Annotated in this window: 9 protein-coding genes; 8 read left to right on the top strand and 1 reads right to left on the bottom strand. The window is 62.2% G+C overall.

Going from position 1 to position 12739, the window contains the following annotated elements; translation table 11 throughout:
* Positions 1-14: 14 nt before the first annotated feature.
* The 8 genes from mutS to HY896_00485 all read left to right on the top strand — a co-directional run bounded on the left by mutS (position 15) and on the right by HY896_00485 (position 11479).
* Positions 15-2600 carry a DNA mismatch repair protein MutS gene (gene mutS / locus HY896_00450; protein MBI5574814.1) on the top strand — a complete coding sequence of 862 codons (2586 nt, stop codon included), beginning with the start codon at positions 15-17 and terminating at the stop codon, positions 2598-2600.
* Positions 2597-3841, top strand: a complete 1245-nt coding sequence (locus HY896_00455; GenBank protein ID MBI5574815.1) for an N-acetylmuramoyl-L-alanine amidase — start codon at positions 2597-2599, stop codon at positions 3839-3841. The genes mutS and HY896_00455 overlap by 4 nt, the downstream gene beginning before the upstream one ends.
* 10 nt (positions 3842-3851) lie before the next feature.
* Positions 3852-6524 carry a [protein-PII] uridylyltransferase gene (gene glnD / locus HY896_00460; GenBank protein MBI5574816.1) on the top strand — a complete coding sequence of 891 codons (2673 nt, stop codon included), beginning with the start codon at positions 3852-3854 and terminating at the stop codon, positions 6522-6524.
* A gap of 10 nt (positions 6525-6534) precedes the next feature.
* A complete protein-coding gene (locus tag HY896_00465; GenBank protein MBI5574817.1) occupies positions 6535-7074 on the top strand; it encodes a metallophosphoesterase in 540 nt (179 codons plus the stop codon).
* Positions 7075-7078: 4 nt separating this feature from the next.
* Positions 7079-7960: a site-specific tyrosine recombinase XerD gene (gene xerD, locus HY896_00470; GenBank protein ID MBI5574818.1), complete on the top strand. Its 882-nt coding sequence runs from the start codon at positions 7079-7081 to the stop codon at positions 7958-7960.
* Between the two features lie 165 nt (positions 7961-8125).
* Positions 8126-8791: a succinate dehydrogenase cytochrome b subunit gene (locus HY896_00475; protein MBI5574819.1), complete on the top strand. Its 666-nt coding sequence runs from the start codon at positions 8126-8128 to the stop codon at positions 8789-8791.
* A gap of 10 nt (positions 8792-8801) precedes the next feature.
* Positions 8802-10715, top strand: coding sequence for a fumarate reductase/succinate dehydrogenase flavoprotein subunit (locus tag HY896_00480; protein ID MBI5574820.1), 1914 nt, complete (start codon positions 8802-8804; stop codon positions 10713-10715).
* Positions 10715-11479: a succinate dehydrogenase/fumarate reductase iron-sulfur subunit gene (locus tag HY896_00485; protein ID MBI5574821.1), complete on the top strand. Its 765-nt coding sequence runs from the start codon at positions 10715-10717 to the stop codon at positions 11477-11479. Before HY896_00480 ends, HY896_00485 begins: the two co-directional genes overlap by 1 nt.
* 213 nt (positions 11480-11692) lie before the next feature.
* Here HY896_00485 and HY896_00490 read toward each other — a convergent pair whose 3' ends face one another.
* Entirely contained in the window at positions 11693-12460 is a 768-nt protein-coding gene (locus tag HY896_00490) for a PEP-CTERM sorting domain-containing protein (protein MBI5574822.1), read from the bottom strand.
* Positions 12461-12739: the final 279 nt, after the last annotated feature.

A 12739-nucleotide genomic window follows, 5' to 3' on the forward strand; every position in this document is an offset into this window, starting at 1 on the left:
AAGGTGCTTGACGTATGTCGACGCAGCTCACCCCCGCCATGCGGCAGTACGTGGAGATCAAGTCCCGCTACCGGGACTGCATCCTCTTCTTCCGCATGGGCGATTTCTACGAGATGTTCTTCGAGGACGCCATCAAGGCCGCGCGGCTCCTCGACATAGCGTTGACCAGCCGGGACAGGGAATCGAACATTCCCATGTGCGGCGTCCCCTGGCACGCCCGCAACGCGTATCTTTCCAGGCTCATCCGGCAGGGATGCAAGGTGGCGATATGCGAGCAGATCGAGGAGCCCGGGGGGAAGGGGCTCTTCCGCAGGGAGGTGACGGAGGTCGTCACTCCGGGCCTCGTGTTCCACGACGAGTGCCTCGACGCCCGCGGCAACAATTTCCTCGCCGCGGTGCGGTTCGTCCCTCCGTACGCCTACGCCGCCCTCGACGCAACCACGGGGGAATTCTTCCACGAAGCGTGCGACACGGCGGAAGGCCTGGCCGACGCCCTTTTCCGGCTTTCCCCCGCGGAATCCGTTTCGCTTGAAGGGGAGGGGGATCCTGCGCAGGGCCGGTTCCGGCGGCTCCTGGAGGGGAAGCTACACTCCATGCTTTCGCCGGCCGCGGTCGAAGCGTTTTCCGCCACGGAACCGGAAGGTATGCCCGCACCGGGCCATCCCGCAAGGGGGGTCGTTCGCGCGGCGCTTTACTACCTCCACCTGCACCAGCCGGCGGCGCTTGGCGAAATAACGCGCATAGAGGAACGGGAGGGTCGCCGCTACCTTTCCATGGACGAAACGGCGGTGCGGACGCTGGAAATTTTTTCCACCATGTCGGGTGAGCGTCGGGGGAGCCTCCTGTGGGCCGTCGACCGTACCCGTACCCCGATGGGGGCGAGGCTGCTGCGCGCCTGGCTCGCCATGCCGCTGGTTGATCCCGTGAAGATCGGCGAACGGCACGATGCGGTCTCCGAACTGGCGCAATCCCACGATGTGAGACGGGAAATCGGAAATCTGCTGTCCGGGATGGCGGACCTTGCCCGCCTTGCGTCACGGCTCGCGCAGGACCGCTCCGGCCCGCGCGACATCGCCGCCCTGGCGGACGCGCTGAACCTGCTGCCCGGGGTCCGGGGGCGGCTCGCCGCGGCCGGTTCTCGCCTTCTGGTTCGGGCGCGTGAAGGCGTGGGGGACCACTCCGCCGCGGCGGGAAGAATCGGGGCGGCGCTGCGCGACGATCCGCCCGCCGCATTCCGGGAAGGGGGAATCTTCCGGGAAGGATTCGATTCCCGTGTCGACGAACTGGTTCATCTATTGACACACGGGAAAAACATGCTCGCGGAGATGGAGGAGCGGGAGCGGCAGCGGTCCGGAATCTCGAACCTGAAAATCCGGCACAACCGGATATTCGGGTATTACATCGAGATCTCGAAGGCGAATCTGGACAGGGTCCCGCCCGAGTACATCAGGCGGCAGACGCTGGTCAACGCGGAGCGGTTCGTCACGCCGGAGCTTAAAGACTTCGAAGCCAGGACGCTCAGGGCGGAAGAGGAAAGGAACGCCCGAGAGGAGGAGCTGTTTCTTGCGCTAAGGGAAGAGCTCAAAGGACATCTTCCCGGCATCGTGAAGGCCGCGGAGGCGGTCGCGGAAATAGACGTGCTGCTTTCCTTCGCCGATCTTGCGGTAGCGGAAGGGTACAGCCGCCCCGTCGTGAACGACGGACTGGACATCGTCATCGGGAACGGCAGGCATCCTGTCGTCGAGCGCATCCTGGGCCGCCACGCCTTCGTCCCGAACGATTGCCGGCTCTCCCCCGAGGGCTGCCAGATGTCGGTCATCACCGGCCCCAACATGGCGGGGAAGTCCACCTTCATCCGCCAGGTGGCGCTTATCGCGCTGCTGGCGCACGCGGGGTCATTCGTTCCGGCGGAAAATGCCGAGATCGGCGTAGTGGACCGCATATACACACGGATCGGCGCCTCCGACGACATTTCCCGCGGGGAGAGCACCTTCATGGTCGAGATGCGGGAGACCTCGCGCATACTCTCGGGCCTCACCCCGAGAACGCTGGTGGTCCTGGACGAGGTCGGACGCGGAACGAGCACATTCGACGGGTTGAGCATCGCATGGGCCGTCGCCGAACACCTGCACGATTCCCCGCACCGCCCCAAGGTGCTGTTCGCCACCCATTTCCACGAACTCACCGACATCGTCCAGACCGCTTCCCGGGCGAGGAACTTTCACGTGGCCGTGCGGGAATGGCAGGGGGACATCATTTTCCTGAGGAGGATCGACCCGGGGAGCGCAAGCAAATCCTACGGGATACAGGTAGCCCGCCTGGCGGGAATACCGGAGGACGTGGTCGCGCGCGCCCGAGATATTTTGAAAAACCTCGAATCCGCCGAGTATAATGAATACGGATTGCCGAACATCGCCGGCCCGGGAGCCATCGACGGGAAGGACGCAGCCCAGATGGTGCTGTTCGGCGGGCGGCGCACGCAGGAGGAAGAAGCCGTCCTCGAGGAAATCCGCAGGACGGACGCGGAGCGGACCTCCCCGCTGGACGCCCTTCTTCGGCTCGCGGAGTGGAAAGAGAGGATGCTGAAGGGAAAACGGTGAACCGTCCCCCGCGCTATTTCCGCTCGGCCGTTCTGGCCGCGGCGCTTCTCCTCCTTCCGTCAGTGTCGTCGTCCCTCGCAGCGCACGTCGTCGTTTCGGGCATCCGGTTCTGGACGAACGAGGAATACACCCGGGTCGCCGTTGACCTTGCCGACGAGGCGAAGTACGAAGCGAACTTCCTGCGTGCCGACCCCGCGCGGGGCCTTCCGCCGCGGATCTTCATCGACATAGAAGACGCCGACGTCCGCGAGGAGATCCTTCGGCGGCCGGTGCAGGTGCGCAACGGGCTGCTGAAGGTCGTACGCGCCGGCCGGTTCAGGAAGGGCGTCGTACGCGTGGTGATCGACCTGGAGAGGGAGAGCGGCTATCGGGTATTTTCGATGTCGGATCCCTTCAGGATCATCGTCGATATCAACGGAAGGCCGGACGGGGAATCCGCGCCTCCCGCGGATTCCGCAGCAGCGCCCCCCGGCGAGCCTCAGGCCCCCGCGGAACCTCCGGAGGCGAATCGGCCGGATCACCCGAAGGCGCGTTCCGCTTCGCCGCATCGCGGCAGGATCCGGGTAATGCTGGACCCGGGGCACGGAGGGAAGGACCCGGGGGCCGTCGGCCCAACGGGGCTTAAAGAAAAGGACGTCGTGCTGGCGATAGGCCGGATGGTCCGGGACAGGCTGGCCCGGGACGGAGCCTACGATGTCAGGATGACGAGAGACACCGACGTCTTCATCCCGCTGGAAGAGCGGACCGCTATGGCGAACGAAGCGAGGGCGGACATGTTCGTGTCCCTTCATATCAACGCGAGCCCGAACCGGAAGGCGGAGGGGATTTCCACCTATGTGCTGAGCCGGGCAAGCGACCGGCACTCGCTCGAACTTGCCGCGCGCGAGAACGGAGTCCCCGTCGCGAAACTTTCGGCGGTCAAGTTCATCATCGACGACCTGTCCACCTACGGGCGGAAGAAGGAATCGCTTCGGCTCGCAAAGACCGTCAACGACTCGATCGTGAAGAACGTGAACGGCCGGTTCGGCAGGGTGCACGACCTCGGGCTTAAGCAGGCGCCGTTCTATGTCCTCGTCGGCGCGCGCATGACGGCCGTCCTCGTCGAATCGTCGTTCATCACCAACAAGCGGGAAGAGGCCCGTCTTTGCGACCCCGAGTATCTCGCAACGATCGCCGACGGCGTGGTCGAGGCGGTCCGCTACTACGGGGAAAAGCGCACCCTGGCCCTCGCAGACCGGTGAGGAAACCGCCTTGTCCCTCCCTGCATACCCCGAAGATCCGTCCCGCGAAGACCTCTCCGACCGCGAGTATCTGGAATATTTGAAGGCCTTCCATTCGGAAACGCTCGCCGCTCTCGGGAAGGAGCAGCGCGAAGGCCTTTGCGAAGGTGACGACGCCTGCCGCCGCTATTCAGGCGCGATGGACGCCATCCTGAAGGGGCTGCACGACCGTTCCCGCCGCAGGTTCCTCGCCACCGCGCCCGACGTGAAATACCGGCTGTCGGCCGTGGCCGTAGGCGGCTACGGCCGGAGCGAACTATGCCCGAAGTCGGACATCGATCTTCTCTTCCTGCATCCATACAAGGTGGACCGCTACGTCGAGGCGATGACGGAGTGGATGCTCTATCCGCTATGGGACCTGGGGCTCGAGGTGGGGCACAGCGTCCGCAACGTGAAGGAAACGATGCGGATGGCGTCCATGGACGACTCCATCCGGACTGCGCTGCTGGACTACCGGTTCGTCGCCGGAAGCGAGGATTTTTTCCGCGACGCCGAACGGGAGCTGGAGAAATTCCTCTTCTACTCGGGGGCGGACAGGTTCATCGAGAAGAAGCTCGCGGAGATGCGGGCCCGCCACGCGAAATACGGATCGACCGTTTACGTACTCGAGCCGAACGTCAAGGAGGGCAGGGGAGGACTGCGCGACCTTCACACGGCGGTCTGGACGGCCCGCGTGAAGTACAAGTGCGGCAACCTCGTCGACCTGCGGAACAAGGGAGTTCTCTCGTCGCACACCATACGGGCAATCCGGCACGTGCTGTCCTGGCTGTTGAAGACACGCAACGGCCTCCACTACCTGACGGGGAAGAAGACCGACGTCCTGACGTTCGAGATCCAGGAGCAGATGGCCGATCTCTTCGGATACCGGACCCACGGCAAGCACTACGGCGTCGAGCGGTTCATGCGCGCCTACTACATGCACGCCCTCTCCTCCGCGCGCCTTGCGGACGAACTGCTGGAGGAGGTCGACCGGTTCATCTCGGAGGGCGGCAGGAGGCCGTTTCTTCCGTTCAGGCGGAAGACGGTGACGGGGGAGGGAATCCTCTACCGCGGGAAGCTCAGCCTGCGTGACAGCGCCTCCTTCCAGAGGGACCCGGTCGCCATTCTCGAGTTCTTCCGCACTATGCAGAAGACGCATTCCGAGCTTACCGTCCAGGCGAAGAAGAGGATACAGCAGGCCTTGCCGCTGGTCGGGCAGGAGTTCCGGGAAGATCCACGGGCGGGGCGGCTTTTCCTGGAAATCCTCGCCGACCCCCGCGGCCTCAGGGACTCGCTCCTGGCCATGAACGAATGCCGGTTCCTCGGCCGGTATTTCCCGGAATTCGCGCCGTTGTACAGCAAGGTGCAGCGCGACATCTACCACGTCTACACGGTGGACATCCATTCCATCCGCGCCGCCAGCGTCCTTTCCGAATTGGAAAACGCGGCCGCCCGTACGAAGGAGGAAGAGGAGCTTCTGGGGATCTACATGAATGTCCCGCGCCGGGACCTGCTGAACCTCGCGATCCTCATCCACGACATCGGGAAGGGAAAGGGACACGGACATTCGCAGATCGGTGCGGAGATAGCCGCCAGGATCGGACCTCGCATCGGGCTGAAAGAGAGCGAAACCGCGGACCTTGTCTTTCTCGTGGAGAACCACCTGCTGATGGCGCACACCTCCCAGCGCCGCGACCTGCACGACATCGAGCTCGTCCTGTGGTTCGCCGAAGCGGTCGGAAGCGCTTCCCGGCTGGACCAGCTCTATCTCCTCACCTATGCGGATCTTCGGGAGGTCGGCCCCGAGGTGTGGACCCAGTGGAAGGCAATGTTGCTCGGGGAGCTGTACGGCAAGGCGAAGAACGTCCTGGAGACCGGGAAGCTGAAGAGGGTTTACGAAGAGCGCCCCCTCCAGCGACGCGAGGAGGTGCGGGAGCTGCTGGCCGCCTTCCCGCGCACGGCCGTCGACAGGTTCCTGGCGCGGTTCGACGACAGGTACTTCCTGGGGACGCCCGACCGTTGCTTCGCCGAGCACCTTCGGCTCCTTTGCGGTTTCGACGGGACCTCCCCGAAGGTCGAAGCGGTGGACTACCCCGAATCCGGCTCCTCGGAGCTGATCATCGCCTGGAACGACCAGCGGGGGCTCTTCGCCAAGATCGCGGGGACGCTTTCGGCCAACGGGATCAACATCCTCAACGCATCCATCTCCACCTCCATCGACGGCGTCGCGCTGGACGTGTTCTACGTTACGTACATGGGGAAGAGCCTTGCGGGCGATCCCAAGAAGGATAGGCTCTTCCAGGACCTCGCCGCGGTCCTCAAGGGGGAAGCCACGGTGGAGCAGCTCCTTGCCGAGAGGAAAATCGCGCGGTTCGTGCGGGACAAGGTGGCGAAGTACCGCCCTACGCGTGTGTTGTTCGACAACTCGGTCTCCTCGCGCTACACTGTTGTGGATATATTCACGTATGACCGGCTCGGCCTTCTGTACGATATCACCCGCACCCTCACCGGGTTGGGGATAGACATAGCGCTGTCGAAGATTTCCACCAAGGCCGACCAGGTAGCCGATGTTTTCTACCTGACCGACCGGGGCATGGGAAAGATCGTGGACGAGGGACGCCTGGAAGAGATCCGGGCCTCACTCCTCGAAGCGATCGGGGAATGAAGGGGCAGGGATGAAAGTAGGCATCCTCTCCGACTCGCACGACAAGCGGGGAAGCGCTGCCGATGCGCTGGCGGTTTTCCTGCGGGAACATGCGGAAGCGGTCCTGCACCTCGGCGACGTCTGCTCACCGCCGGTGGTGGAGCCGTTCAGGAAGGCGGCCATGCCGTTCCACGGAGTCTTCGGGAACAACGACTACGACCGGTTCGGTCTTCAGACCGTCTCCGGTAACGGGTTCCATCGCGGGCCGCACGTGATCGAGCTCGCGGGGCGGAAAATCCTCATGGCGCACGCCTTCGACGACCTGCAGGGCGAGATGAACGAAAGGGGGAAATTCGACCTCGTCCTCTTCGGGCACACGCATCGCCCCCTTACGATGCGGATGGGGAGCGCGATAGTGATCAATCCGGGGGAGTCCTGCGGGTTCATGAGCGGAAGGGCCACCTGCGCGGTGATCGACCTTTCCACCATGGATGCGAGGATTCTGAATCTTGCGGAAGCCACGGCCGTCGCCGCCGGCGGTTTCGATCCCGGAACCCGAATCCGCAAATAGGGCCGTGGAGATAGATTCTCTCGTCGACGCCTACCTCATCGAGTTGAGGATGGGGAAAAGGCTCTCCCCGAACACGCTGGATGCATACGGACGCGATCTGCGCCGGTTCTCGTCGTTCCTTATCGAAAACTCCATTTCCATCGACGGATTCCGGAGGAGCCACTTCCTCGGTTTTCTTTCCGCCACGAACGTGTCCGCGCGCAGCGCCGCCCGCCTCGTTTCCTCCGTGCGTTCGTTTTTCAGGCACCTTGTGCGGGAGGGGAAGCTTTCCGCAAACCCGATCTCGGAAGTGCGCGCCCCGCGCATCGGCAGGCCGCTTCCGAAATACCTGACGGTGACGGAGGTGGGCAATCTGCTGGAGGCGCCCGACAGGAGCACTCCGGAGGGGATGCGGGACCGCGCGATGATCATGCTCATGTACGCCGCGGGCCTTCGAGCCTCCGAGGTGGTTTCCCTCGCCCTCCAGAACGTCGACACGAACGGAGGGTTCCTGCGCGTTATCGGGAAGCGCGGGAAGGAACGAGTCGTCCCGGTGGCGGACGCGGCGCTCGAGGCCCTGCGTGAATACGTGAAGGGATGGCGCCCGAAGTTCCTGAAAGGGAAGGCGACGAGCGCGCTGTTCCTCAGCCGCCTCGGACGGCAGATAACGCGCCAGACGCTTTGGAACCGGATCGGGCTTTGGGCGGGGGCGGCGGGGATACGCACAAGGATTTCACCTCACACGTTACGGCACTCTTTCGCCTCCCACCTGCTGGCGGGAGGAGCGGATCTGCGGGCCGTGCAGGCGATGCTCGGCCACGCGGACATCGCGACGACCCAGATCTACACGCACGTAACTTCCGAACGGTTGAAGGAAATCCACCGGAAGCACCACCCCCGCGGCTGAACGCCATAGACGCGCACGCGAACGCACGCGGGGAAGCCGAAAAAAAACACGAAATTCTTCGTTGCGATTCGTCCCCGACGGCGTTATAAAGGTATGCGAAACTCCGTGTATGCAGAATACAATGTTCGGCTCGTAAGAAAAATCCATACAGAAGGGGAATGCGTTATGGGATTCCTGTCGAGCAGCGTAGGCCGTAAGGTCGTGATGGCGGTCACCGGATTCTTCATGCTCTTCTTCGTCCTGGTGCACATGCTGGGAAACTCTTCGATCTTCATAGGTCCGGCGGCGCTCAATACGTACGCCGAAAAGCTTCACAGCCTGGGCCCGCTGGTGTGGATCTTCCGCGGGTTCATGGCCCTCATGCTCGTGTTGCACCTCTGGCTCGGGATCACGCTGACGCTGGAAAACAGCGCGGCGAACCCGTCGAAGTACGCCGTCAGCAAGAAGCTGAAGGCGACCTTCTCCAGCGAGACGATGATCTGGACGGGGGTCCTGCTCCTCTCCTTCCTCATCTATCATCTCCTTCAGTTCACGCTCCGCGTCACACCGGACATCCTTCCGGATGCCGTCGCGAGCAAGCCCGGCGACGTTTACAAGATGGTGGTCACCAGCTTCAGCATCACGCCGATCTCCATCGTCTACCTTGTCGCCATGTTCACGCTGTTCCTCCACCTGAGCCACGGGATACAGAGCCTCTTCCAGACCGTGGGATGCAGCAACGACAAGACGCTCCCGAAGTTAACCGCGATCGGCAAGCTGCTCAGCGTGCTTTTCCTGGTGGGGTACGGCGCCATCCCGGTACTCATCCTCGCCGGAATTTTGGCCAAATAGGGGGTCCACAGTGATACTCAACGGAAAGTGTCCGACAGGACCGGTCGAACAGTCATGGGACAAGGCCCGCTTCGACATGAAGCTGGTGAACCCGTCGAACAAGCGGAAGTACAAGATCCTCGTCGTCGGCACCGGGCTTGCCGGGGCCTCCGCCGCGGCGTCCCTGGGCGAGCTCGGGTACAACGTGGAAGCGTTCTGCTACCAGGACAGCCCTCGCCGGGCCCACAGCATCGCGGCACAGGGCGGGATCAACGCAGCCAAGAACTACCCGAACGACGGCGACAGCATCAAGCGGCTCTTCTACGACACCGTGAAGGGCGGCGATTTCCGGGCGCGCGAGTACGACGTATGGCGGCTCGCCCAGGTGAGCAACGAGATCATCGACCAGTGCGTTGCGCAGGGCGTTCCATTCGCACGGGACTACGCGGGCTACCTGGATAACCGCTCCTTCGGCGGCGCGCAGGTGTCCCGCACCTTCTACGCGCGGGGCCAGACCGGGCAGCAGCTCCTGCTGGGCGCCTACTCGGCCCTCTCCCGCCAGATCAAGCTGGGAACGGTGAAGATGTTCACCCGCACCGAACTGCTCGACATCGTGCTGGTCGACGGCGAGGCGAAGGGGATCACCTTGAGGGACCTCGTCACCGGCGAGATCAGGGTCCACACCGGCGACGCGGTCTGCCTCTGCACGGGCGGCTACGCGAACGTGTTCAATCTATCCACGAACGCTCGGGGATGCAGCGTCACGGCGATCTGGAAGGCGTACAAAAAAGGCGCCTTCTTCGCCAACCCCTGCTACACGCAGATCCATCCCACCTGCATCCCGCAGGCGGGCGACTACCAGTCGAAGCTGACCCTCATGTCCGAGTCCCTCCGGAACGACGGCCGGATCTGGGTGCCGAAGAAGAAGGATGAGAAGAGGGCCGCCAACGACATCCCCGAAGAGGACCGCGATTACTACCTCGAACGGAAGTACCCGAGCTTCGGCAACCTTGCGCCCCGCGACATTTCTTCCCGGGCCGCGAAGGAACAGTGCGACGACGGGCGAGGCGTCGGCCCCGGCGGGCGCGGCGTATATCTTGATTTCCGCGATTCCATCAAGCGTCTCGGCGAGAACCTGATACGCGAGCGGTACGGAAACCTCTTCGAGATGTACGAGCGGATCACCGGGGAGAACGGCTACAAGGTTCCGATGCGGATCTATCCCGCCTCCCACTACGCGATGGGGGGCTTGTGGGTGGACTACACGCTGATGAGCAACATCCCCGGCCTCTTCGTGCTGGGCGAGGCGAACTTCTCCGTCCACGGTGCGAACAGGCTGGGCGCAAGCGCCCTCATGCAGGGCCTTGCCGACGGCTATTTCGTCATTCCGTACACGATCGCTCCTTACCTGGCCGCCTCGAAGCCGGGGAAGGTGAATACGGACCACCCGGAGTGCAGGAAGTCGATCGACGACGTGAACGGGTTTATCAGGAAGCTCCTCTCGGTGAACGGGAAGGAGACCCCCGCCGACTTCATGCGGAAGCTGGGGAACATCACGTGGAACCTCGTGGGGATGGGACGGAGCAAGGAATCCCTCACCGAGGCCCTCTCGAAGATCCCGGAGGTCAAGGAAGAGTTCTGGAAAAACCTCAAGGTGAGCGGGAGCCCCAAAGAGCTGAACCAGCAGCTCGAAAACGCCGGCCGGACGATAGACTTCATCGAATTCGCCGACCTTCTCTGCCGCGACGCCCTGGCCCGCGACGAATCGTGCGGCGCCCACTTCCGGGTGGAGCACCAGTACGAGGACGGGGAAGCGAAACGCGACGACGCGAACTACATGCACGTGGCGGCCTGGGGATACAAGGGCGAAGGCGCGGAGCCCGAGCGGCACACGGAACCGCTCGATTTCACCGTAATCAAACCCGCGGTAAGGAGCTATAAATAATGAGCGGACAAAGCGAACACAATACAAAGACCCTGAAGCTGATCGTCTGGAGGCAGGCCGGTCCTGACAAGCCCGGCCGTTTCGAGACCTACACCGCGAAAAACATAACCGACCACCACTCCTTCCTCGAGATGCTCGACGTGGTGAACGAGGAACTCATCAAGGATGGGAAGGAGCCGATCGTCTTCGACCACGACTGCCGGGAGGGAATCTGCGGCGTCTGCTCGCAGGTGATCAACGGCCTGGCCCACGGCGGCCAGGAGCGCACCACCGTCTGCCAGCTCCACATGCGCCTCTTCAAGGACGGCGACACGATCTACATCGAGCCGTGGCGGGCACGGGCGTTTCCCATCATCAAGGACCTGATGGTGAACAGGGGCGCTCTTGACAAGATCATCCAGGCGGGTGGGTACACCTCCGCCCACACCGGCGGGTGCCCGGACGCCAACTCCATCCCCATCCCGCGTCCCGAAGCGGAGTACGCGATGGACGCCGCCGAGTGCATCGGATGCGGGGCCTGCGTGGCCGGCTGCCCGAACGGCGCGGCGATGCTCTTCACCGGTGCGAAGGTCTCCCAGCTCGCGGCGCTGCCGCAGGGTCAGGTGGAGGCGGCCGAGCGGGTCGTCGCCATGCTCCAGGCGGCGCAGGATTGCGGCTTCGGCAACTGCACCAACCATTACGAGTGCCAGGCCGCCTGCCCGAAGGGGATCAACGTGAAGTTCATCGCCCGGCTCAACCGGGAGTACTTCAAGGCGCAGTTCTAAAGCAAGACCGGAACGAACTTACAAACGGGGACGTTCCTGAGGTTTTACCTACAAACGGGGACGTTCCTGAGGTTTTACCTGAAAACAGGGACAGTCCCGGGAAGATCGGGTTTTTACAGCGGCTTGATCGTAAACGGATAGTAAAAAGCGGGGGCGGAAACGCCCCCGCTTTCGTATAGGTTGGTTTACAAGGTTGACTGGTGAACTTCGCGATTATTTCCGGATCCGTTTCCTCGCATAACCCGAAATCCCGATAAGGCACGTCCCGAGAAGAATCAGCGTCCCGGGCTCGGGAACCGGTGCAGTGGCGCCATGCCCCATCAGATCGTCGTTGCCGCAACCCATCGTATAGTGCGCGTAGAAATCGGTCCCGTAACCGAGGAAACCGATATCGACCGTCACGGCGTTGTGGTTGCCTCCCAGGAATCCGGTTGAGCCGTCGCTTAAACCGGTTTCGTACATCAACGTACCCTGACCGAGAAAAATGCCGGTGCCGTCGTCGGAGTATTTCCACGGATTCGAGCCTCTGTTTGAGCTGAACCAGGCCGTCTTTACGCGGGAATCGGAGGTCAGGCCGAATATCCTGTAGATGCTGTTTGCAAAGTCAAGCTGCAGGGCATAGTCGTAACCATAGGTATTGTACGTGGTAGCGTAGCCAAAAGCCGGATTCGTCACCGTCCCGTATTGCGGAGCGGCGCCTGTGGCGAGGAATATGTCGCCGGAAGTATAGCCGGAATTGCCGTTTTTGAAGTTGTAGCCCCCGATCATCTTCAGTTTGTTCCCTTGCAGGGTAAAACCTTCGAGATCCCAGGTCTGGTTGATAACGCATCCGGGTTCGACTTCGTTGTCTTCGCGGCTGCCGTACCACGGGTCGCTTGAAGATTGCCTGCCGTCGTAGATCGTGATGTTGGCCGCAAAAGACCAACCGGCGCCGAACACGATAAGGAGAGCCGCAAGAAGGATCAAGGAAGGCTTTTTCATTATTTACCCCTGTTCCGGTCCAATATTGTTTACTGTTTTTATCAGAAGCAGAATCCGTGCCATATGGAACCAAAAAAGTTAGGCAATGTAAAATGCTGCAATATCAGTATCTTGCGAGATTCAAAACGATCATGATAGATGAGGGGCGTTCAGAAAGGGTAAATAATTGCCCACACAGATAAATACATTATATTGATGTGGAAATAATTCCACACATTACTTTCTTTGACGGCGGGCGATTCTTTTCGCATACTCAATTTAGATGGAAGTCGTCACGAC

It is taken from the genome of Deltaproteobacteria bacterium (genome assembly GCA_016218975.1).
Taxonomy (GTDB): Bacteria; Desulfobacterota; Deferrimicrobia; order Deferrimicrobiales; family Deferrimicrobiaceae; genus JAENIX01.